Annotated in this window: 19 protein-coding genes; 12 read left to right on the forward strand and 7 right to left on the reverse strand. The window is 73.6% G+C overall.

Annotated features, from left to right (window positions below; translation table 11 throughout):
• Positions 1-128: 128 nt before the first annotated feature.
• Positions 129-1,127: an ABC transporter ATP-binding protein gene (locus tag GCU69_RS19160; protein WP_176604608.1), complete on the forward strand. Its 999-nt coding sequence runs from the start codon at positions 129-131 to the stop codon at positions 1,125-1,127.
• The gene (locus GCU69_RS19165; protein WP_098753869.1) at positions 1,124-1,987 is read left to right on the forward strand and encodes an ABC transporter permease; all 864 of its coding nucleotides are present in this window, start codon (positions 1,124-1,126) and stop codon (positions 1,985-1,987) included. Before GCU69_RS19160 ends, GCU69_RS19165 begins: the two co-directional genes overlap by 4 nt.
• Before the next feature lie 106 nt (positions 1,988-2,093).
• Here the strand turns inward: GCU69_RS19165 and GCU69_RS19170 are convergent, their stop codons facing one another.
• A complete protein-coding gene (locus GCU69_RS19170; RefSeq protein WP_156206711.1) occupies positions 2,094-3,068 on the reverse strand; it encodes a hypothetical protein in 975 nt (324 codons plus the stop codon).
• 278 nt (positions 3,069-3,346) lie between these two features.
• On the opposite strand from GCU69_RS19170, the gene GCU69_RS19175 reads away from it, so the two are divergent.
• Positions 3,347-4,915 carry an outer membrane protein assembly factor BamB family protein gene (locus GCU69_RS19175; protein ID WP_098753867.1) on the forward strand — a complete coding sequence of 523 codons (1,569 nt, stop codon included), beginning with the start codon at positions 3,347-3,349 and terminating at the stop codon, positions 4,913-4,915.
• Between the two features lie 225 nt (positions 4,916-5,140).
• On the opposite strand, the gene GCU69_RS19180 is transcribed toward GCU69_RS19175, so the two are convergent.
• Positions 5,141-7,372, reverse strand: coding sequence for a DEAD/DEAH box helicase (locus GCU69_RS19180; RefSeq protein ID WP_098753866.1), 2,232 nt, complete (start codon positions 7,370-7,372; stop codon positions 5,141-5,143).
• A 349-nt stretch (positions 7,373-7,721) separates the two neighbouring features.
• On the opposite strand from GCU69_RS19180, the gene GCU69_RS33055 reads away from it, so the two are divergent.
• Positions 7,722-8,363, forward strand: a complete 642-nt coding sequence (locus GCU69_RS33055) for a MarR family winged helix-turn-helix transcriptional regulator (RefSeq protein WP_218037955.1) — start codon at positions 7,722-7,724, stop codon at positions 8,361-8,363.
• Between the two features lie 92 nt (positions 8,364-8,455).
• Positions 8,456-9,352 carry an NmrA/HSCARG family protein gene (locus tag GCU69_RS19190; RefSeq protein ID WP_098753864.1) on the forward strand — a complete coding sequence of 299 codons (897 nt, stop codon included), beginning with the start codon at positions 8,456-8,458 and terminating at the stop codon, positions 9,350-9,352.
• Between the two features lie 109 nt (positions 9,353-9,461).
• On the opposite strand, the gene GCU69_RS19195 is transcribed toward GCU69_RS19190, so the two are convergent.
• From GCU69_RS19195 to GCU69_RS19215, 5 genes are all read right to left on the reverse strand, one after another.
• Positions 9,462-10,307: an ABC transporter permease gene (locus GCU69_RS19195; protein WP_156206712.1), complete on the reverse strand. Its 846-nt coding sequence runs from the start codon at positions 10,305-10,307 to the stop codon at positions 9,462-9,464.
• On the reverse strand, positions 10,304-11,356 hold the full coding sequence (locus GCU69_RS19200; protein WP_156206713.1) for an ATP-binding cassette domain-containing protein: 1,053 nt from the start codon (positions 11,354-11,356) through the stop codon (positions 10,304-10,306). The genes GCU69_RS19195 and GCU69_RS19200 overlap by 4 nt, the downstream gene beginning before the upstream one ends.
• Complete coding sequence (locus tag GCU69_RS19205) at positions 11,353-13,572, reverse strand: MMPL family transporter (RefSeq protein WP_156206714.1); 2,220 nt, start codon at positions 13,570-13,572, stop codon at positions 11,353-11,355. The genes GCU69_RS19200 and GCU69_RS19205 overlap by 4 nt, the downstream gene beginning before the upstream one ends.
• 156 nt (positions 13,573-13,728) lie before the next feature.
• The gene (locus tag GCU69_RS19210; RefSeq protein ID WP_098753860.1) at positions 13,729-14,958 is read right to left on the reverse strand and encodes a serine hydrolase domain-containing protein; all 1,230 of its coding nucleotides are present in this window, start codon (positions 14,956-14,958) and stop codon (positions 13,729-13,731) included.
• 68 nt (positions 14,959-15,026) lie between these two features.
• Positions 15,027-16,289 (reverse strand): cytochrome P450 family protein, encoded by a 1,263-nt coding sequence (locus GCU69_RS19215; RefSeq protein ID WP_170315885.1) that lies wholly within the window; start codon positions 16,287-16,289, stop codon positions 15,027-15,029.
• 418 nt (positions 16,290-16,707) lie between these two features.
• On the opposite strand from GCU69_RS19215, the gene GCU69_RS32710 reads away from it, so the two are divergent.
• From GCU69_RS32710 to GCU69_RS19250, 7 genes are all read left to right on the forward strand, one after another.
• The gene (locus GCU69_RS32710; RefSeq protein ID WP_170315886.1) at positions 16,708-17,076 is read left to right on the forward strand and encodes a SchA/CurD-like domain-containing protein; all 369 of its coding nucleotides are present in this window, start codon (positions 16,708-16,710) and stop codon (positions 17,074-17,076) included.
• Positions 17,077-17,136: 60 nt separating this feature from the next.
• Positions 17,137-18,042, forward strand: coding sequence for an NAD(P)-dependent oxidoreductase (locus tag GCU69_RS19225; RefSeq protein ID WP_156206716.1), 906 nt, complete (start codon positions 17,137-17,139; stop codon positions 18,040-18,042).
• Positions 18,039-19,037, forward strand: a complete 999-nt coding sequence (locus GCU69_RS19230; protein ID WP_098753856.1) for an amidohydrolase family protein — start codon at positions 18,039-18,041, stop codon at positions 19,035-19,037. The genes GCU69_RS19225 and GCU69_RS19230 overlap by 4 nt, the downstream gene beginning before the upstream one ends.
• The gene (locus GCU69_RS19235; RefSeq protein WP_235978572.1) at positions 19,034-19,387 is read left to right on the forward strand and encodes a TcmI family type II polyketide cyclase; all 354 of its coding nucleotides are present in this window, start codon (positions 19,034-19,036) and stop codon (positions 19,385-19,387) included. Before GCU69_RS19230 ends, GCU69_RS19235 begins: the two co-directional genes overlap by 4 nt.
• A gap of 131 nt (positions 19,388-19,518) precedes the next feature.
• Entirely contained in the window at positions 19,519-19,968 is a 450-nt protein-coding gene (locus tag GCU69_RS19240; RefSeq protein WP_235978573.1) for a cupin domain-containing protein, read from the forward strand.
• On the forward strand, positions 19,965-21,329 hold the full coding sequence (locus GCU69_RS19245; RefSeq protein WP_306474074.1) for a beta-ketoacyl-[acyl-carrier-protein] synthase family protein: 1,365 nt from the start codon (positions 19,965-19,967) through the stop codon (positions 21,327-21,329). Before GCU69_RS19240 ends, GCU69_RS19245 begins: the two co-directional genes overlap by 4 nt.
• Positions 21,326-22,594 (forward strand): ketosynthase chain-length factor, encoded by a 1,269-nt coding sequence (locus GCU69_RS19250; RefSeq protein WP_156206717.1) that lies wholly within the window; start codon positions 21,326-21,328, stop codon positions 22,592-22,594. Before GCU69_RS19245 ends, GCU69_RS19250 begins: the two co-directional genes overlap by 4 nt.
• Positions 22,595-22,847: the final 253 nt, after the last annotated feature.

The following is a 22,847-nucleotide window of genomic DNA, read 5'->3' on the forward strand; positions in this document are numbered from 1 at the left end:
GATGGTAGCCGCGGACGGCGGCCGCGGCATCGGACCACGGGTGTACGACCGGGGACGACAGCGGGCACCGGGATGTGTCCGCGCCGGTCCGACGACGCGGGGCGGGGGCGGGCGGCAGTGTGGGGCGGGTGATCGAAGCAGAAGAACTCACGAAGCGCTACGGCAGGACGACCGCCGTCAGCGGCCTCACCTTCAGCGTGCGGCCCGGCCAGGTCACCGGGTTCCTCGGCCCGAACGGCGCAGGGAAGAGCACCACCCTGCGCCTGATCCTCGGCCTGCACGAGCCGACCGCCGGCAGCGTCACCGTCGGCGGCCGCCCGTTCCGGTCCCGGCCCCGCGGGCTGCGGCACGTCGGGGCGCTGCTCGACGCCGGCGGCGTGCACGGCGGCAGCACCGCCGCCGCGCATCTGGCGGTGCTGGCGCGCTCCAACCGCATCCCGCGCGGCCGGGTGGACGAGGTGCTGGCGGAGGTGGGGCTGTCCGCCGTCGCCCGGCGCCGGATCGGCGGCTTCTCGCTCGGGATGAAACAGCGGCTCGGGATCGCCGGGGCGCTGCTCGGCGACCCGCCGGTGCTGCTGTTCGACGAACCGCTGAACGGGCTCGACCCGGAGGGGGTGCGCTGGGTGCGCGGACTGTTCCGCCGCCTGGCCGCCGAGGGCCGCACCGTGTTCGTCTCCAGCCATCTGATGTCGGAGATGGAGCAGACCGCGGACCGGCTCGTCGTCATCGGCCGCGGCGAGCTGATCGCCGAACAGAGCCTGCCGGACTTCCTGGAGAGGTTCGCGGAGCGCGGGGCACGGGCGACCGTGACCGTACGCACCCCCGAAGCCGCCGCGCTGACCGCGCTGCTGACCGCCGAAGGCGCCACGGTGACGACGGCTTCCGGGGCGGCTTCCGGGACGGCCTCCTCCACGCCGGCTTCCGGGACGGCTTCCGGGCCGGCGGACGGCGTGCCCGGTGGCGACGCGCTGACGGTGACGGGCCTGAGCGCCGCACGGATCGGCGACCTCGCCTTCCGCAACAACGTCCCGCTGCACGAAGTGGCCACCCGTACCGCGTCCCTGGAGGAGGCCTTCATGGACCTCACCGCCGACAGCGTCGACCATGCCTCGGGAGAACACCGATGACCCACCTGCGAACCGCCGGCCCGGCCGGTGACGCCCGCCCGCGGACGGCCGCCGACCCGCGGCCCCGGTTCCGCGACCTCCTCGCCGCCGAGTGGCGGAAGACCTGGGCGCCGCGCTCGGCCGCGTGGACGTACGCGGTCGGCGCGCTGGTCGTCATCGCGGTCAACGCGGGAGCCGCCTGGGACCGTTACTCCTACTGGCACGAGATGGACGCCCGCTCGCGGGCCGATTTCATCCGCGACGGCATCTCGCTGTGGGACGCCTTCACCGGCAACGCGAGCATCACCCTGATGCTGATCGCCGGTGCCGTCGGCGTCCTCGCGGTGACCGGCGAGTACGGCACCGGCCTGATCCGCACCACCTTCGCGGCCGTCCCGGCCCGCCGCTCCGTGATGGCGGCGAAGGCGGCCGTCGTCGCGGCGGCCACCACCGGACTCGGCGCGGTCGTCGCGGGAACCTCGTTCGCGCTCACCCAGGCGATCCTGTCCGGGCGCGGTGCGGGCGTCTCCATCGGGCATCCCGGCGCCCTGCGCCTGGTGGTGGCGTCCGCGCTGGTCGCCCCGGTGTCGGCGCTCACCGGCATGGCCGTGGGCGCCGTCATCCGGCACACCGCGGGCGCGCTGACCACCACCTTCGGGCTGCTCGTCGTCCCGCCGCTGGTCTTCGGCGAGGACCAGTACGCGACGGCGGTCGTCAACCACGCGCTGCCGACCAGCGCGTGGCACCGTCTCGCCGAGGTGGGGGTGCCGCAGGAAGTCGCGTACCCGTGGACGAGGACCGGCGGCTGGATCGTCTACGCGGCGTGGGCGTGCGCGGCCGTGCTGGTGGCCGTCACGGTCGTACACCGCCGGGACCAGTGACGGGAGCACGGGAGCCGGGGGGCACGAGAGCACGGGGGTACGGGAGCTGGGGAGCACGGGGGTGCGGGAGTGCGGGGGGCACGGGGCACGGGGGCGCCGTGCCGGTTCACTTCGTGCTGATGTCGAGCACGGCACCCTTGTGGTTGGACGTCGTCCCGATCGTCACCTCCTGGCCGTCCGGCCGGCCGAAGGTCCCCGTGCCCCTGGGGCCGATCAGCACGATCTGGCCCTTGCCGCCCGAGGGGGAGGAGTGCTGGAGCGTCACCTCGCCGTCCTCCACGGCGATGTGCAGTTCCAGATCACCGACCGTGATGATCTCCTGCCCGCCGACGAGCACCTCGCAGTTCCCGTCCCGGCAGGCTCCGTAGTCCTCGCCGTCCGCCGCCGCGGGCAGGGCGGCGGTCAGCTCCGGCGCCGGTGACTCCGAGCCGTTCCCCGCCGCGCAGCCGGGCGCGCGGCGGTGGGCCTCCCCGAGCCCGGGATCCTTTCCGGCCAGCGCCTTCAGGTCCGGCTCCGGAGCCCTCACGGAGGCGACGAGCCCGGCGATCCGCTCCGCGCGGCGGAGCTGTTCCTTCTCGCCGAGGGAATGGATGACGCTGAAATCGCCGAGCGCTGAGATCTCCGGATCGACCCTGCCGAGTTCTCTCTCCCACGCCTTGTGCAGCCGGTCCGCGGCGGCCAGGCCGGACGGTTTCATCTCGTCGAGCCGGCGGATGAGCTGTTCGACTTTTCCGGGCGCGTCCGAGAGATAGTTCTGCACCTGGAAATCCGGGTCCAGCACGGAATCCTCCGGCGGGTTCTTGATCTCCGCGATCTCCTCGGCGCTTTCCGCCTGCCACGATTCCAGGGCCGTTGCGACCCGGCACATGTCACCGGCCCAGGTCACCAGGGCCTGCGGCGGGCCGGACCGCGACGCGCCCGGCTCCGGTTCGCCGTCCCGCACCGGGGGCCCGCCCGTCCCGCTCCCCGGCGAGCAGCCGCCGACGGCCGGCGCCAGACCGATCACCAGCCCGATCACCAGGCCGACCGCCGGCCCGGCCGCCGGTGCCGCGCCGCGCGGGCTCTTGTGCGTCCAGGGCATGGCCCCGCCCCCTCGTTGTCCCGATGCCGCCCCTCCGCGCCGCTCGCGCGCGAGCCGCTCCGGCGGGAGGAATGCCCTGCGCCGCGCGGCGGGACGGTCCGGTGAACTGCCGGTGAACGCAAAGGAGATGACCGGGGCGGACCGTCCGTCGTGCCGCGCGGGTATTCGGCCGCATCGCGCCTTCAATCCTTTCAGCGGCGCCTCTACTCTATCGGTGAAATTGGATCAAGCACAGGCATGTTCCGGGCGTTTCCACAATTGAGGAGACAAACACATCCATGCGATTACTCCGATGCTTGCAGATCCTGTTGACCGCCCTGTTGGCGTTCACGATGCAGACCGGTCCGGCCGCGGCGGATGACGGCAGGGACTGGGCCATGGGCGGGTACGACCACGCCCACACCCGCTCGAACCCGCACGAGAAGATCCTGTCCCCGGCGACCGTGGGCGGCCTGGGCTCCAAGTGGAGCGTGGGCACCCAGGGCGATGTCTCGGCCACTCCCGCGGTGGTCGACGGCGCGGTCTACTTCCCCGACTGGGGCGGCTCGTTCACCAAGACCGACGCCGGGACCGGTGAACAGATCTGGCAGCGCTCCGTCCCCGAGTACACCGGCATCGAGGACGCGGTGTCCCGCAGCAGCCCGGCCGTCGTCGGCGACACCGTCTACATCGGCACCCAGAGCGGCGCCCGCCTGCTGGCGATCGACACCGAGACCGGCGATCTGCGGTGGGACATCGCGATGGACGAGCACCCGTCCGCCATCCTGACCCAGTCGCCGATGGTGTACGACGGCGTGATCTACCAGGGCGTCTCCTCCGAGGAGGAGATCGACGCCATCGACCCGGAGTACCGGTGCTGCACCTTCCGGGGCAGCCTCGCCGCGGTCGACGCGGAGACGGGGGAGATCCTCTGGAAGACCTATATGACGCCCGAGTCGGAGGGCGAGGCGCCGGACATCTACAGCGGCAACGCGGTCTGGAGCGGCACACCGGCGATCGACCCCGGGACCGGCACCGTCTACATCACCACCGGCAACAACTACACGCTCCCCGAGGAGGTCCAGGAGTGCCAGGCGGAGGGCGGCACACCGAGCACGTGCAGCTCGCCCGACAACCACCTGAACTCGATCGTCGCGCTCGACGCGGCCACCGGAAAGGTCAAGTGGGCGACCGGACAGGACAGTTTCGACACCTGGAACGGCGGCTGCATCGTCGGCCCGCCGCCGAACAACTGTCCGCCCATCGCCGGCCCCGACCACGACTTCGCGGACGGCGCCCACCTGATCACCGTCCCCGGCCCCGACGGCGAGCCCCGCAAGCTGGTCGGCGCCGGACAGAAGAGCGGCATCTACTGGATGATCGACGCCACCACCGGTGAGATCGAGTGGAGTGCCGCGGCGGGCCCCGGCTCCGAGGTCGGCGGGATCCAGTGGGGCACGGCCACCGACGGTGAGCGCGCCTATCTCGTCGAGACCAACTTCGGCCGCGCCGAACACGAGCTGCCCGACGGGCAGGTGATCGACTACAGCTCGATCGCCGCGCTGGACGTGGCCACCGGCGACGTGGTCTGGCAGATCCCAGAACCGCACGGGGGCCTGGCCCAGGGCGCGGTCACCGTGGCCAACGGTGTCCTCTACGCCGGTTCCCTCGACGGCTACATGTACGCGATCGACGCAGCGACCGGGGACGTGCTCTGGGAGACGCTGGGCGAGGGCTCCTCGAACGCCGGCCCGGCGGTCGTGAACGGCTCGGTGTACTGGGGCAACGGCTACGCCCGGGCCGGCATCGGCACGGCGAGCCGGACGTTCTACTCCTTCGCCCTCCCGGCCGCCGACCGGATGAACTGACCCGCGGCGTCACCGGCGCGGCTGATTCGCCGGCGCGGCCGAGCCGTCGGGTCGGCCGAGTCCTCGGGTCGCTGACCGGTGGCCGGTCCCGGAGAGCGGGGCGGCCGCGCGGGGGCGGGCCCGACCCGCGCGGGCGGGCCCGCCCCCGCGGGGGACGTGAGCGGTGCACGGGCCCGTTCCGCACGGGCGGGCCCGTCGCCCGGCTGCCCCGCGCCCCGCCGCGCCTCAGCCCGCCGCCAGCCGCGCCTGCTCCTCCTCCACGATCCGGCGGGCCAGCGACTGCTCCGACACGTCCACCGCCTCCGGCGCCGACTCGGCGAGATCGCTGCGGCGGGCGTACGCGTCGAACAGCCGGTTCTTGCGGTCCAGCAGCGTCAGCAGCCGCTCGTCGACGCCGCCGGTGTTCAGCAGCCGGTGCACCTGGACGCCGCGGACCTGGCCCATCCGGTGCGCCCGCGCCACGGCCTGGTTCTCCGTGGTCGGCTTCAGCTGCGGCTCGCACAGGATGACGACCGACGCGGCCTGCAGGTTGAGGCCGACACCGCCCGCCTGGATCTGGCCGAGCAGCACGGCGTGCCCCGCGGCCGCGGTGAAGTCGTCGACCAGACGCTGCCGGGATGCGGCCGCCACATCACCGGAGACCGGGCCCAGCACGGCCGGTGAACCGGCCTCGGACAAGGCCGTGCGGACCGTCGCCAGGACATCGCGGAAGTAGGAGAAGACCACGGCCTTGAGCCCGTTCTGCCGGGCCTCCTCGACCAGTTCGAGCAGCCGCTCCAGCTTCGCCGAGCCCTCCGGACGGGCGAAGCCGGCCCGGCGCATCGCCATGAAGTTGCCGGACTCGACCGCCTCCCGGTAGGCCTCGGCGTCCGAGGCGCTGAAGTCCTCCCACTCGTCGACCCGTACCAGCTCCGGGAGTTCGGTGAGCACGTCGTCCTGGTTGCGCCGCAGGTAGGCCGGGGCCACCGCCCGGCGGAACGCCCGCGAGCCCGCCGCCGCGTCCCCCGGCCCCACCTGCGGCAGCAGGTCCGGCCGCAGCAGCCGGACCAGGCTGCGGAACTCCTCGACCCGGTTCTCCATCGGGGTGCCGGTGAGGAACAGCACCCGCTCCGCCCGTTCCGTCCACGCCGCGACGGCTCTGGTGCGGCGCGCCTCCGGGTTCTTCACGAAGTGCGCCTCGTCCACCACCAGCATGGCCGGTGCCGGCGCGGCCGGCACGTGCGCGTCCAGGGTGCGGAGTCCGTCGAAGGTCGTGACCGCCACCCCGCCGCGCCCGGCCCACTCCGCCGCGTGGTCCGCGCGGTCCGTTCCGTGCACGGGGAACACCCGCAGCGCGCTGCGGGACTCGGTCTCCCGGACCCAGTTGACCAGCACGCTCGCCGGGCAGACCACCAGGAAGTGCGTCCCGTCCCCGGCCGCCAGGTGTGCCATCGCCGCGATCGCCTGCACCGTCTTCCCCAGGCCCATCTCGTCCCCGAGGATCACCCGCCGCTGGACGAGGGCGAACCGGGCGCCGAAGGACTGGTAGCCGCGCAGCGACACCCGCCGGTGGGTGTCGTCCAGCGGCTGGTCCCGTACGCGCTCGGCGATGCCGGACGGCAGGAAGCCCTCCGCGGCCTCGCGGTCCGGCGCCTGTCCCGCGATCTCGGCGAGCAGGCCGTAGTAGTCGGCGGAGCGCACCTCGAAGTCGAGCCACGCCTCGTCGCGGGAACCGGGGGCCCGCAGCAGGTCTGCCGACGCCTGCGCCAGCCGCAGCCGTACGGAACCGGCCGCCGCCTCGTCCAGCACGGCGCCGATCCGGGCGGCCGCCTCCCGTGCGCCCGCCCGCCGCGACGGCCGTGTCACCAGCAGCCGCAGCCGCCCGGCCGCCGGCCGGGCCCGGGGGAGGAGCCCGGACAGCTCGCCGTCGAGGCGCCGGGCGAGGGCCGCGGCCGGCCCGATGTCGGGACCGGCGGCGACGAGACGGGCGAGCGCGACGACGAGGGCGGTGGTCGCCGGGTCGTCGCGCCGGCCGATGTCGATCCGTACGGCGACGGACTCCTCCACCGCGCGGGCGATCTGCCCGGCCGCGGCCAGCGCCTGCGCCGCGGTGTGGGCGCCGACCCCGGGGACCCGGCGCAGATCGTAGGCGGTGGCGTCCCGGACGTGGCGCACCGAGCGGTACCCGGCCTGTTCGAGCGCGCCCAGCCGCAGCCGGCCCTCGGTGACGTCCTTGAGCCGCGCCACGGGGATGCCGTCCAGGCCCCGGCCGACCAGTTCGTCCACCAGGGGTCGCAGGGCCTCCCGTACGTCGCGCACGGCGGAGTCCCGGTCGGCGACCAGCGCCGCGGCGGCGCTCCGCAGTTCCCCGGCCCGCCGGAGCAGGTCCCGGGTCGCACGGCCCGGCGCCACGGCGGCCTTTGCGCCCTCGGTCTCCGCCCGGCCGGCCGTGACCGCGGCCGCCTCGTCCCCGTTCATGTGCCCTCGCTCGCCCCGCCCGCGCGCCCGGCCTGCCCGGGCGGCGGTGCACATGGTCCCACCCGCGAACCGCGCTGTCCGGCACGGGCGGGCGGCCGCCCGGGGCGTACGGAGCGGCGGTCGTGGCGGACAAGGGCACCCGGGACCGCGGCGGGTGCGAGGGCGAGCCCGCTCTCCGAGCGGCGGCGCGGCTCCTTCCGCTGTCTGCGGCGCGGGGCGGCCGGAGCCGCCGCCGGGCCGCCGGGCTCCCGGCCCCCCGGCCCCCGGGTGCCGAGCCGCGCCTGCCCCCGGACCCCCGAGCCCTGGGGACCGGGAGCGGGCGCGGAGCCGCGACTACACTTGTGTTCCCATGACTACTCCGACCGGGCCTGAGGCCACAGCACCGGGAAGCGCCGGTATCCAGGCCACCAGCGCCTGGCGGCTCGCGCTGGTCCTGAAGGAGCACCGCGGTCTGATGTCGGCCGAGCTGGCGTCGCTCGGGCTCTACGCGGGGCAGGACGTGTTCCTGTCCCAGCTGTGGGCGGAGGACGGGCTGACGCAGTCGCAGCTGACCGAGCGGCTGCACGTGGAGCCGCCCACGGTCTCCAAGATGCTCGGCCGGATGGAGCGTTCGGGCCTGCTGGAACGCCGCCGGGACGACCGCGACGGCCGGATCTCGCGGGTCTACCTCACCGAGCGGGGACGCGCCGCCCAGGAGGCGGTCGAGAACTTCTGGCAGGAACTCGACGCGGTGATGGGCCTGGGGAGCACCCCGGAGGAACTGGCGCTGCTGCACCGGATGCTGGACCGGATGCACGCGAACCTGCGGTCGGCGACGGTCCCGGCCGGCGGCCCCGGGGGCGGCCCCGCGGGCGGTCCCGGCGCCGGGCCGGAGGATGCCGGGGCGCCGTCCGGCGCGGCCGTCGCCGAGCAGGCCACGGGGGACGCCGAGGCCGCGGATGCCGCCGAGGCCGCCGGGGACGCCGACGGCGCCGTCACCCGCTCCTCCTGAGCCCACCGCCGTACCTTTCCGACCTGCCGACGCGGACCGGCCCGGCGTGCTAGCCTGAAAATACTTAGACGTCTATATAGAGGTGCTTGATCATGACTGATCAGCAGCGTGCGAGCACAGATTCCCGCGTGATCCTGGTGACCGGCGCCACCGGCAACCAGGGAGGCGCCACCGTCGACGCGCTCCTGCGCCACCCCGGCCCCTGGCGGGTGCGGGCCCTGACGCGCAGTCCCGACGGAGAGGCGGCGCGTGCCCTCGTGGCGCGCGGTGCCGAGGTCGTCGGCGGCGACATGGCCGACCGTGCCGCCATGAACCGTGCCGTCGAAGGGGCGTACGGAGTCTTCAGCGTGCAGAACTTCCGTACGGCGAAGGCGGCGGGCGAGGTCGAACAGGGCACCGTCCTGGCGGAGGCCGCCGCGGAAGCCGGCGTCCAGCACTTCGTGTACTCCTCGGTGGGCGGCGCCGAACGGGTGCGCGGCATCCCGCACTTCGACACCAAGTGGCGGATCGAGCAGCGCGTCCGGGAGCTGGGGCTGCCCGCCACGGTGCTCCGCCCCGCCGCCTTCATGGACATGTTCGGCATGCCCCGGATGCGGGCGATGACCCTCGGGGTGTGGGCGTCCGCCCTGAGTCCCGGCCGGCCGTTGCAGATGATCGCCGTCCGGGACATCGGGGAGTTCGCGGCACGGGCCTTCGAACGGCCCGGGGAGTTCCTCGGCAGGGAACTGGAGATCGCCGGGGACGAACTGACCGTGGACCGGATCGTCGGCACCGTCGAGAGCGTCGAGGGCAGCCGGCCCCGCAAGTTCCCGATGCCGTCCCTGATGCTCCGGATGATGGGGGGCGAGGCCAAGATGTTCCGCTGGTGCGACGAGGAGGGCTTCCGGGCGGACATCGCCGCGCTGCGCGGTGTGCACCCCGGGCTGCTGACGTTCGAGCAGTGGCTGCGGGCCCGTGAGGCGAAGCCGGAGCAGCGCCGCGCGGCCTGAGCGGACGCGGCCGCGCACCGGCGGACGGGGAGCGGGGCGAGGGAGAACGGACCGGGTGTGCGAAACCGCACGCCCGGTCCGTGGCCGTTGCCCCCGGCCGTCGCCTCCGTCACCCGGCCGCCCTGCGATAGCGGCGTACGGCCAGCGGCGCGGCGATCGCGATCACCAGCGCCGACCAGGCCAGGGAGGTGAGCACGGGATGCTCGGCCGGGAACAGCCCCTCGCGCGCGAAGGGGTTGGGATTGCCGAACAGCTCACGGCAGGCCGCCGCGGTGGCGCTCACCGGATTCCACTCCGCGACCGGCCGCAGCCAGGACGGCATCCCCTGGGTGGGCACGAAGGCGTTGGACAGGAAGGTGAGCGGGAAGAGCCACGTCATCGTCGCGGCCTGCACCACCTCCGGGCGGCCGAGCCAGATCCCGGTCAGCGCGCCGACCCAGCTCATCGCGAACCCGAAGAACAGCAGCACCCCGAAGGCCGCCAGCGTGCGGGCCACGCCCTCCTCCGCCCGCCAGCCCACGACCAGCCCGGACAGGGCGAGGACGAGCAGCGCCAGGGCGTTCATCACCAGATGGCTGGCCGCCCGCCCGAGCAGCAGCGCGGACCGCGCCATCGGCAGCGAACGGAACCGGTCCACGACGCCCTTGCTCAGATCCTCGGCGATGCCCATGGCGGTGTTCGCGGAACCGAACGCCACGATCTGCGTGAAGATCCCCGCCAGCAGATACGCGCGGTAGCTGCCGCCGCCCGGCATGTCGATCGAGCCGCCGAAGACGAACGCGAAGAGCAGCACGAACATGACGGGCTGGATCGTGGCCTGGATCAGCAGTTCCGGAACCCTGAGCACATGGCGCAGGTTGCGCTGGGCCACCAGGAGCCCGTCGCGCACCAGCCGCCGCGGCCCCGTCTCGGTGCCGGGCAGGAACGGCGGGGCCGTCGCGGTCACCGTGCTCATCTCTCGCCTCCCGGGCCGACCAGGGCCGTTCCCGGTCCGGCCGGTGTGCCGGCCGGGGCCGCCGGCGCGCGCGACCCCGGCTGCCCGGTGAGGGCGAGGAAGACGTCGTCGAGCGTGGCGCGGCGGACGGCCATGTCGTCCGGGGTGATCCCGGCGTCGTCGAGGTCACGCGCGACCGCGGGCATCACCCGGGCCCCGGCCGCCACGCGGCAGGAGATCTCCCCCAGCGGCAGGCTGACGTCGACCGCCCCCTTCGCGTACCGGGAGAGCACCCGTGCCGCCGCGTCCCACCGCGCCCCGGGACCGGCCGCGCCCGGCGGGCCCAGGGTGAGCACCAGCAGCGGCGCGCCCAGCCGGTCCTTGAGTTCCTCGGGGCTGCCGGAGGCGGCCACCTCACCGGCGTCCACGAGCATCACGTGATGCGCCAGCCGGTCCACCTCCTCCAGATACTGCGACGTCAGCAGGACGGTGGAGCCCTCGGCGGCCAGTTCCTCGATCACCTCCCAGAGGCCCACACGGCTGCGCGGGTCCAGCCCCGTGGTCGGCTCGTCCAGCACCACCAGCGGTGGCGCCGTCATCAGGCCCGCCGCCAGGTCCAGCCGCCGGCGCATGCCGCCGGAGTAGCCCTGGGCCGTACGGCCCGCCGCGTCCCGCAGACCGAAGCGGTTCAGGAGTTCGTCCGCGCGCCGCCGCGCCCGCCCGCGGTCCATGCCCGCCAGCCGGCCGATCAGCACCAGGTTCTCCTCGCCCGTCAGCAGCTCGTCCACGGCGGCGAACTGCCCGGTGAGACCGACGCGGCGGCGCACCTCGCCGGGGTGCCGCAGCACGTCGTACCCGAAGACCTCGGCCGTCCCCCCGTCGGGGCGCACCAGTGTGGCCAGAATCCGCACCAGGGTGGTCTTGCCCGCGCCGTTCGGGCCCAGTACGCCGACCACGGAACCGCGTTCGACGACCAGGTCGACGCCGCGCAGCGCCTCCGTCCGCCCGTACCGCTTCACCAGCCCGGCGACCCGGACGGCGGGGCCGGTGTGTCCGCCGCGGCCGTTCACGACTGTCCCTTCGCGGCCACGGCGGCGGCCGGGGCCCGGTCACCGCTGGTGTCCCCGGGCTCCGGCCCGGGTGCCTCCACGTCGAAGCGGGGCAGCCGCCGGTCGAGGGCCCGGGGCAGATACCAGTTGGCCCTGCCGAGCAGCTCCATGGTGGCGGGCACCAGGACGAGCCGTACGACCAGGATGTCGAGCAGGATCGGCACCGCGAGCGCGAAGCCGAACAGCTTGATCAGCCGGTCGTCGCCCAGCATGAACGAGCCGAACACCGCCAGCATGATCAGGCCGGCCGCGGTGATCACCCGGGCGGTCGAACCGACCCCCTGGGCCACCGCGGCACTGTTGTCGCCCGTCCGCAGCCAGTGCTCGCGCACCCGCGAGAGCAGGAACACCTCGTAGTCCATGGAGAGGCCGAACGCGATGGCGAACATCAGCAGCGGCATCACCGACTCGACGGGAGCGCCCCCGGGCAGCCCGACGAGATCCGCGGCCCAGCCCCACTGGAAGACGGCGACCACGACCCCGTACGAGGCCCCGATGACGAGGAGATTCATCAGGGCCGCCTTGACCGGCAGCAGCAGGCTGCGGAACGCGAGCAGCAGAAGCAGCAGCGCCATCCCGATGACCAGGGCGATCAGCAGCGCCAGCCGGTCGCCGATCTGTGCCGCGCCGTCCAGGTCTCCGGCGACCCGGCCCCCGACATGGACCTGAATCCCGTCGGTGGCGGCTGCCGGAACGACGTCCTGGCGGACGCGCTGCACCAGGGCCTCGGTGTCCTTCTCCTGCGGGCCGCTGCGGGGGTAGACGGTGATGACGGCCGCGTCGCCGGGGTCGTTCCGCCGCGGCGGCGTCACACCGGCCACACCCGGGTCCTCGCGGAGCCCGGCGCCCAGCCGTGCGAGCGCCGCGTCGCGCGCCGCCGTCCCCGGCACACCGCCGAGGTCGGCCACGACGAGCAGCGGGCCGTTGAAGCCGGGGCCGAAGCCGTCGGCCAGCAGGTCGTACGCCTGGCGGCTGGAGGTCTCCGCCGGCATGTTCCCGGCGTCCGCGGAGCCGAGGCGCAGCGAGAAGGCGGGCAGCGCGAGCGTCACCAGGAAGACCGCCGAGAGCAGCCCCCAGAGCAGCGGGCGCCGCTGCACCCCGCGCACCCAGCGGAAGGTCCAGCCCCGCCCTTCGGCCGTGGCCTCGACCGCCTTCGCCCGGCGCCTGCGGGAGGTCAGCGGGAGCGAGTCGATACGGCGGCCGAGCAGCGAGAGCAGCGCGGGCAGCAGGGTCACGGCGGCGAGCATGGTGAACAGCACGGCGACGGCGGCGGCGATGCCGAGTCCGCGCAGCGCCTGGTCGCCGATGACGAGGACCCCGAGCAGGGACAGCACGACGGTGCCGCCCGCGACGAGGACCGCGCGTCCGGCGGTGTTCATCGCGACCATGGCGGCGTCCTCGCCGGCGTGGCCCCGGGCGAGGGCCTCGCGGTAGCGGGTGATGACGAACAGCGCGTAGTCGATGCCGACGCCGATGCCCACCATGGCCGCGAGCTGCGGCGCGAACTCGGGAATGTCGGTCACCGCGGTGAGCGCGGCGATCCCGCCCATGCCCGCGCCGAGCGCCATCAGCGCGGTGAGCAGCGGCACCCCGGCGGCGACCACGGAGCCGAAGACGACGAGCAGGATGACGGCCGCGGCGAGGAACCCGATCATCTCGGCCTGGCCGCCGCTGTTGGACTCGGCGTTGCGCACCGCCTGCCCGCCGAGTTCGACCCGGAGCGAGTCCGAGGCGGTTTCGGTGGCCAGCTTCCGGAGGTCGTCGATGAGCGAGGCGGGCACGTCGAAGCCGCTGACGTCCAGCCGGAGGGTGGCGAACGCCGTGGTGCCGTCCGCGGAGATCCGGCCCGCCCCGGGCGGGTCGTACGGGCTGACGTACCCCTGGACGTGCGGCAGCCGGTCGGCCTTCCGCAGCATGGCCGTCGCCTGCCGGCGCACACCGGCGTCGCGTACGTCCTGTCCGGCGCGGAGCACGACGTCGACGCCGTCACCGGACTCGCCCCGCGGGAAGCGCGTGTCGAGGATGTCGTGGGCGCGCTGCGACTCGCCCGGGGTCTCGAACTCCCGGCTGTACGAGGCGGAGGACATCGCGGCGGAGAGCCCGATGACGACCGCGATCCAGGCCACGACGACCTTCCAGCGGTGCCGGTAGCACCAGCGGAACACTGCTTCGGCCATGATGGACCCCTGTCCAGGTTGATTAGCCGTCTAAATAACTGTGCGTGTCAGTATCGGTACGGGAGCCGGAGGTGTCAACGAGGCCCGGTAGCGGGCGGTGCCCGGACCTCCGCGGAGATCCGGGCACCGCCCCGTGTACCTCAGGGCCGCAGGCGCTCAGCGCGGTGCGGCGGAACCCTCGGGCGGGATGGGGTACGAGTGCTCACCGCACATGGCCGCCCCCAGGAAGGGCACCAGGACCGGCCCCTGCTTGTCGTCGTCGGTGTACTCGTTGGTCATCGCAGACGCCGCCCGGCTGCCGTCGGCGGTCACATGGACCGTGGTGTCGAAGCCGTGCATGGCCGCGCCGTGGCTGCCGTAGGAGGAGACCTCGCAGGACCAGTCGATCTTGATGATGCCCAGGCCCTGGTAGACGCGCCGGATGGTCGGCACCGGGCTCGGGCCGGGGCCCGGGTCGTTCACCAGGGTGAAGGTCAGCAGCTCCTCGCGCGAGCTGTCGCCGATCAGCTTGTCCGTGGTCAGCAGCGCCCGCCAGAAGGTGATCAGGTCCGGGGTGTTGGACACGATCGCGCGGGCGGCGCCCGCGGCGGTCGGGTTCAGCTCGGTGACGTCCTTCCAGCTTCCGTCGTCGAGCCGGAAGTACCCGCGGGCATGCGGGCGCGGCAGGAACGGTGAGTACGTCGGGAAGGAGGTGTGCCGCAGCCGGAGCGGCTTGATGACCCGGCGGGTCACCTCCTCCTGGGCGGTGTTCCCGGTGACCTTCTCCATGATCATGCCGATCACGGTGAAGTTGGTGTACGAGAAGTACCACTCCCCGGGTTCGGTGATCGGGCCGTGGTCCACGGCCATCCGCACCAGCTCGCGCGGCTCGAACGTCTTCCAGCGGACCGTCAGATACTGCTCCTCGTCCGCGAACAGGGGGAGCTGGAGGTGGTCGTACAGGCCGCTCGTGTGGTTCATGAGCATCCGGACGGTGACCTTCTCGCCCCACGGGACCAGGCCCGGGACGTACTTCTCGATGCTGTCGTCCAGACCGAGCCGGCCCTCCTCGACCAGTTGCAGGACCGCGGCCGTCACGAACGTCATGGTGGCCCCGCCGGCCCGGCCGACGAGACCGGAACGGGCGGGCTGCCCGGTTCTGCGGTCGGCGACCCCGGCGGCCATTCTGCTGGTGCCGGCGGTCTCGTCCCAGACCTGGGCCATGGAACCGGGGGTACCGCTGTAGTCGACCATCTCGTCGACGGTGCGCTGCACCACGGCCTCGTCGAGCGGCGGGGGCGCGGGTTCCTCCGCGGCGTGCGCGGTGGCGGGGACGAGAGCGGTCGACAGGATCGCGAGCCCGGCGCCGAGAGCCAGGAGGTTCTTGATCGGGGTGGAGTTCCGCACGGCCTTCCCTTCGTGAATGCGTTGACGGTGACGGCGGAGAGCCGCCCGGGTACGTCGGTGTCGCGCGGTCACACCCCGGCTGCCGCGGGGTGTCCGGAGCCCGCCGTGGCGTCGAAGGCCACCGGGAGTTCGCGCAGTCCCCGGAAGAAGAGCCCCTCGTGCCAGCGCAGCGGCGCGTCGCCGGCGAGGCGCAGCCCCGGCAGCCGGGTGATCAGCCGTTCGAGCGCGACCTGCGCTTCGAGCAGCGAGAGCATCCGGCCCGGGCAGAAGTGGATGCCGTGGCCGAAGGCGACGTGGTCGTTGGCCGGACGGCGGATCTCCAGCCGGTCGGGGTCGAAGAAGCGGTCCGGGTCGCGGTTGGCCGAGGCCAGCACGGCGACCACCGTGGCGCCCCGGGGAATGGTCGCGCCGCCGATCTCCACGTCCTCCAGCGCGAACCGGAGCGACGACGCCTCGAACGGCCCGTCGTAGCGGAGCAGTTCCTCGACGGCGGCGGGATACAGCTCGGGCGAGGCGTGCAGCAGGGCCAGCTGGTCGGGATGGCGCAGCAGGGCGAGCACGGCGTTGCCGATGAAGTTGGTCGTCGTCTCGTGACTGCCCACGAGGAGGGTGAAGAGGATGCCGACCAGCTCGTCCTCGGTGATGGCGCCCTCGACGTCGCAGGCCCGGGTGAGGGAGCCGGCGAGGTCGAGGGCGCCGTCGCCGGACTGTGCGCGCTTGCGCTCGACGAGTTCGCCGACGAAGGCCCGGATGTCCTGCTTGTTCCGGGTGAAGTCGTCGGGCGTCATGTCGTAGTCGGGCATGACCAGCCGCCGGGAGTAGACCCGGAAGCGCTCCCAGTCGGCGGGCGGGACCCCGAGGAGCTGGCCGGCCACGCCGGTCGGCAGCGGCGCGGCGAACTGGGCGATCAGGTCGGCGCCGCCCTCGGTGGCGAAGCCGTCGATCAGCGCGTCGACGTGCGCGACGACGTCCGTGCGGAGCGCTTCCACCCGCGCCGCCGAGAACTCGCGGGTGACCAGGCGGCGCAGCCGGGTGTGGTCGGGAGGGTCGAGGTTGGTGAGATTGCGTTCGAGGCCCTGGGTGCCGTGTTCCTCGGCGTCGTCCGCGAAGAGGGGCGAGTCGGAGTGGTCCGAACTCATGCTGAAGCGGGGGTCGGACAGCACGGTGCGGACGTCGTCGTAGCGGGTGACGAGCCACAGGTCCAGGCCGCCGGGGTAGCGGGCCAGGTACGCGGGGGCCCGCCGGCGCATCGCTCCGTACACCTGATACGGGTCGGCGGCGAATCCCGGGCTGTAGAGGTCAAAAGTTCCGGTGTCTTCTCCTGCTGTCATGCGGGCCCCCATCGGAAGAAAACTGTGCATGGGGATCCTGCCTGTACTTCCGCTGTCCCCGTCAAGCGTTCCGCGAATTTTTTACGCAAGCGGTTTCGGTAAAGGAATTGCGAGCGAGAACGATATAAGAAGCACTGACTCTTTTTATCGGCTGAGGCTTTTCCGGCCGGGGTTGACATTTCTCGCGGAGGGCTTGCAGGATGAGTTCCGCCCAGGCCGGAACCCCGGGACGGCCGGCGTGGAGAGATCCACGGAAATCACATCCCGGGCCCGGCCGGGGATCATGGACCGATTTCCCGTGGGGCCGGAATCATTTCTTCCGGCGCCGGCCGTGCGGCCACCGGATCCCAAAAGCACCTCCCGGGGGCCCGCGGCCCGCCGTGCGTGGTGCCCGATCAGCACGACAGGGGGCTCGACAGTGCCTGACTTCACAGCGGTCACATGGACCGTGAAACCCGGCAGCGAGGAGCGGGTGGCCGAGCTTTTCGCCGGCTACAAGCGTCCCGACTCCTTCGTCATGGAAGACGCCGAGGGAAACGTGACAGGAAAGCTCATAGCGACGGCGGTGTTCATGAAGGACAACCGCGTCGTGCGGGTCATCGAGTACGAGGGGAGCCTCCCCGCGCTGATGCGCCACATGGCCGCGCAGGACACGGTGCGCGAACTGGAGGAGCAGCTCGCCGAGTTTCTCGAGCAGCCGCGCGACACATCCTCGCCGACGGCCTTCCGGGATTTCTTCATCGCCAACAGCATGCGCTGCGTCGCCGCCCGGTGGAGCGACCGGTGAAGTCGTGCGGATCACCGCCCGGAACGGGGAGAGGGACGCCGAGAGGAAGGGGGACGCGCCATGACTGAACGGAATATGGCATTCATCGGCCTGGGCGGAATGGGCGGTGCGATGGCCGCCCGCCTGCTGGACCGGGAATACATGCTGACCGTGTACAACCGGAGCCCGGAGAAGGCGGAACCGCTCACGGCCGCCGGAGCCCGGGCCGCCGGCTCACCGTCCGCCGCCGTGGCCGGCCTGCGGACCGTACTGCTGAGCCTGGCCGACGAGGCCGCGGTGGAGAGCCTGCTCTTCGGCGAGGGACGGATCGCCAAGTCCCTGCCGCGGGGCGCGACCGTGATCGACACCTCCACGGTCTCCCCGGACTACGCCCGCGACGCGGCCTGCCGGCTCGACGCCCACGGCCTGCGGCGGGTCGAGGCCTGCGTGGTCGGCAACCCGATGCATGCCCGCAAGGGCGAACTCAGGGTCTTCACGGCGGGCCGGCCGGAGGACTCCGAGGCGGTCCGTCCCGTACTGGAAGCCCTCGGCCGCCAGGTCCTCCACGTCGGCGCGCCCGGCACCGCGGCCACCCTCAAGCTGTCGCTCAACCTGCTCCTCGGCACCCAGCTCGCCGCCCTCGCCGAGGCCGTCACGCTGGGCGCCCGCGCCGGCATCGACCGGGAGGAGCTGATCGACCTGATCGGCGGCAGCGGATTCAGCTCCCCGGTGATGTCGTTCCGCTGCCCGGCGATGCGTGACCGCCGCTACGTCCCCGCGTCCTTCCGGCTGCGCCTGATGGCCAAGGACCTGCGGCTCAGCCTGGGCGAGGGCCGCGCGCTGGGCGCCGAACTCCCGGTCACGGCCCGGGCGCTGGAGCAGTTCGAGGCGGCGGCCGCCGCCGGACTCGGCGACCTGGACGCGGCGGCCGTGCTCGCGCTGCACGAGGGCGGCGGGGACGCGCGGGAAAGGGCGGGTGCGTCGTGATCATCGACATCCACAGCCACGTCGCGCACCCCGGCCTCCTCGCCCGCTATCCCATGCCGCCCAGCCTCGGCGACATCGTCAAGCTCATCGAGGTCAAGGCCGCCGTGGGCATCGCGATGACCATCGTCGGCAGCCCCACCGGAGCCGCCACCATGGCGCCCGTGCCGGGACTCGACACCTTCGCCCAGGACCCCGGGGAATTACGGGCCTTCCACGAGTGGCTGGCCGGCACGGTCCAGCGGCACCGGGAGCAGCTGCGCGCCTATGTGTGGTGCAACGCGTTCGGCGACGACAAGGAACTCGCGGCCGCCGCCGAGGCACTCGGCGAGGACGCGTTCGTCGGCCTGATCGCCAACACCAGCGTCCGCGGCGAGTATCTCGACTCGCCGAAGGCGGACAGCTTCTTCGCGATGGCCGCCGAGCTGGACGTACCGGTGCTGCTGCACCCCGGCAGCGGCCCCGCGGCCGCGCAGGGCGTGACGGACTACGGGCTCGTGGAGATGGTCGGCCGGTACTGCGACGTCACCATGGGCGTCGCCGCGATCGTGCTCTCCGGCCGGCTCGAACGCCACCCCGGACTGAAACTCGTCGCCGCGAGCAGCGGCGGTGCCCTCGGTCTGCTGCCCGGCCGCCTCGACCTCGCCTGGCGGCCCCGGCACTGGGACGCCGCGGACGGTCCGGCCACGGCGAAGGCACCACCGCCCGGCCTGCACCGCGCACCCCGGACGAAGACCCGGCCGAGCGAACTGCTGCGCCGCGTCTACGTCGACACCACCGCCGAAGGGCCCTTCCCGCTCGCCTTCAACCTGGAGGCGTTCGGCCCGGACCGGATCCTCTTCGGCACCGACGCGCCTCCCGTGCCCGTCGACCACCGGGAGAAGATCCGGGCCGTCGAGGCGCTGCCGCTCACCGCGGACCAGCGGGAGGCCGTGTTCCACCGGACCGCTGCGGACCTGTTCGGACTCGACGACACCGACACCGGGGGGACACCGTGAGCACCGCCGACGACAGCGCGCCCCGCCGCACCCTCATCGTGGCCCGGATGGACCCGCGGCACGCCGAGACGGCGGCCGCCCTGTTCGCGCGCTCCGACGAGGGCGGGCTGCCCCGCGACCTGGGGGTGACGTCCCGCTCGCTGTTCTCCTTCCACGGCCTCTACATGCACCTCGTCGAGTCGGGCCCCGACCTGCCGAGCCGGCTGGAGGGCGTCCGTGACCGGCCCGACTACGCCGAGCTGAACAACGCACTGGCGCGCTACATCACTCCGTACGACCCGGAGACCTGGCGCGGGCCCCGGGACGCCATGGCCCACCGCTTCTACCAGTGGCCGCCCGCCGGTTCCTGAGCCGGCCCGATCACCGACACACGCACATCGACGGGGGAGACATGACAGCGCAGGCGCACCGCCAAGAGCCCGAAGCCGCACCGGGTGCGCGACCGGACAAGGTCCCGCCGCCCGGTCAGGAGGAGAAAACCGTGACGCAGCCACGCGCGGCGAAAGTGGCGGCCGCCGACGTCGCTCCGAACATCCGCCGGGGCGGCGACGTCCGCACCCTGCTGACCCCGCGTTCGGTGGGGGCCACCTCGGGCTTCATGGGCACGGCCACGATCGAACCGGGGCAGTACATCGCCGAGCACTACCACCCCTACTCCGAGGAGTTCGTCCACGTGGTGCGCGGCCGGCTCCGGGTCCGCCTGGACGGCGAACCGGTCGACGTCCGGCCCGGCGAGGCGCTGTTCGTCCCCATCGGGGTCCGGCACCGGCTGGAGAACACCGGGGACGAGCAGGTCTCGGTCGTCTTCCACCTCGGCCCGCTGGCCCCCCGCCCCGACCTGGGGCACGTGGACACCGAGGAACTGCCGCACCCCGACGCCCCGCACGGCGGGGCCGCGCCCGCCGACCCGGTCACCGGGAGCAGGCCGTGACCGCCACGACCGCCCCGCTGCCGAGAACGGCGGTCGTCACGGGCATCGGTGTGATCGCCCCGGGCGGCAACGGCACCGCCGAGTTCTGGCGGCTGCTCACCGAGGGACGCACCGCGACCCGGGCCATCACCCTGTTCGACGCCACCGGCTTCCGCTCCCGGATCGCCGCGGAGTGCGACTTCGACCCGGCCCGCGCCGGGCTGTCGCCGCAGGAGATCCGGCGCATGGACCGCTGCGCCCAGTTCGCCGTGGTCTCCGCGCGCGAGGCGCTGGCCGACGCGGGCGACGCGCTGGCCGGGATCCCGCCGCACCGGGTGGGCGTCAGCATCGGCAGCGCGACCGGCTGCACCATGAATCTCGAACAGGAGTACGTGGTTGTCAGCGACGGCGGACGGCACTGGGAGGTCGACCCCGGATACGCGGTCACGCACCTCTACCGCAGCCTGGTGCCCAGCTCCGTCGCGGCCGAGGTCGCCTGGACGGTCGGCGCGCAGGGCCCGGTGTCCCTGGTCTCCACCGGGTGCACCTCCGGGCTCGACGCGGTCACCCGGGCGGCCGGCCTGATCACCGAGGGCAGCGCGGACGTCGTCCTCGCGGGCGCCGCGGACGCACCCATCAGCCCCATCACCTCCGCCTGCTTCGACGCCATCCGGGCGACCTCCGCGAACAACGACGACCCGGAACACGCCTCCCGCCCGTTCGACAGCGCGCGCGACGGCTTCGTACTCGGCGAGGGCGGGGCCGTACTGGTCCTGGAGGAACGCGAACTCGCGCTCGCCCGCGGCGCGGAGCCGTACTGCGAGATCACCGGCTACGCCACCCGCAGCAACGCCTACCACATGACCGGCCTCAAGTCCGACGGCCTCGACATGGCCGAGGCGATCCGGGCCGCCCTCGACCGCGCCCGGACGGCCCCGGAGAGCATCGACTACATCAACGCGCACGGCTCGGGGACCAAGCAGAACGACCGCCACGAGACCGCCGCGTTCAAGGAGAGCCTCAAGGACCACGCCCGCCGGGTGCCGGTCAGCTCCATCAAGTCCATGGTCGGCCACTCGCTGGGGGCCATCGGCTCCATCGAACTGGCCGCGTCGGCGCTCGCCATCCGCAACGGTGTCGTACCGCCGACCGCGAATCTGGAGACGCCCGACCCCGAGTGCGACCTCGACTACGTGCCGCGCACCGCCCGCGAACAGCCGATCGGCACCGTGCTCTCCGTGGGCAGCGGCTTCGGCGGCTTCCAGACGGCCGTCCTGCTCTCCCGCCCCCGCGGCACGGCCCGGGCCTCCCGCCGCCGCGGCGCGGAGCGGGCCGCGGCGGGCACCGCACGCGCCGGTGCCCGCGACGAGGAGGGCATATGACCACCGCGTCACCCGCCACCGGCACCGCCCGGCCCGCGGTCCGCGACCGCACCACCCGCGCCGTCGTCACGGGCATCGGCGTCGTCGCCCCCAACGGCATCGGGGCGGCCGACTACTGGAAGGCCGTCCTCACGGGACGCGGCGGACTCGCCCGGATCAGCCGTTTCGACCCGTCCGGCTACCCGGTGAAGGTCGCGGGGGAGGTGAGCGGATACTCCTCCTCCCGGGTGCCGAGCCGGCTGCGGGTCCAGACCGACCTGTGGACCCACTTCGCCTTCACCGCGGGCGAACTCGCGCTGGCCGACGCCGCCGTGGACCCGGCCTCGATGCCGCCCTACGAGCTGTCCGTGATCACCGCCAGCTCGTCCGGCGGCAACGCCTTCGGCCAGCGCGAGATCCAGAGCCTGTGGTCGCAGGGGCCCCGGCACGTCACGGCGTACCAGTCCATCGCCTGGTTCTACGCGGCCACCACCGGGCAGCTGTCGATCCGGCACGGGATGAAGGGGTCCTGCGGCGTGCTCGTCGCCGAGCAGGCGGGCGGCCTCGACGCGCTGGGGGAGGCCCGGCGCGCCCTCCGCGACGGCTCCCGGCTGGTGGTCACCGGCGGCACGGAGGCGCCGGTGAGCCCGTACGCCCTCACCTGCCAGGTGGCGGGCGGGCTGCTCAGCACGGACCCCGACCCGGCGACGGCGTACCGCCCGTTCGCGGCCGACGCCACCGGCCACGTCCCCGGCGAGGGCGGCGCGGTGCTGATCGTCGAGAACCTCGCCGGCGCCCGGGATCGCGGCGCCCCGCGGCTGTACGGGGAGATCGCCGGGTACGCGACGGGCTTCGACCCGCCGCCCGGTTCCGGTCTCCCGTCCCCGCTGCGCCGCGTCATCATGTCCGCGCTGATGGAGGCGGACCTCGCCCCCGAGCAGATCGACGTGGTGTTCGCCGACGCGGCCGGCACCCGGGAGGCCGACGCCGCCGAATGCGCCGCGCTGGCCGAGGTGTTCCAGCCGCACGGCGTCGCCGTGACGGCGCCCAAGACCATGACCGGCCGCCTGTACGCCGGCGGGGCGCCGCTGGACGTCGCCACCGCGCTGCTGGCGATCCGGGACCGCGTCATCCCGCCCACCACCGGGGTCCTGCCCGCACGCGACTACGAGCTGGACCTCGTCGTCGGTGCCCCGCGTCCCGACCCGGTCCGCGCGGCCCTCGTCGTCGCCCGGGGGCACGGCGGCTTCAACTCGGCGGTCGTGGTCCGGGAGGTCGAGGACTGACCCCGCCCGGCCCGCACCACCTCTCCGTACGCCCCGCACTCCTCGTACGCCGCCCGGCGCCACCCCGCAGCTCCGGCCGACCCCCTTGCGGGCCCGGCACCACCTCGTGGGCCCGGGTCCACCGGCCGTCCCGTACGCCCGCGACCACCCGTACGCCCGCGACCGCTCGTACGCCCGCGACCGCTCGTGGGTCCCGCACCACCCCGTACATCCCGCACCACCCGTACGTCCGGCACCGCCCGTACGCACGGCA

It is taken from the genome of Streptomyces lycii (assembly GCF_009735685.1).
GTDB classification, from domain to species: domain Bacteria; phylum Actinomycetota; class Actinomycetes; order Streptomycetales; family Streptomycetaceae; genus Streptomyces; species Streptomyces lycii.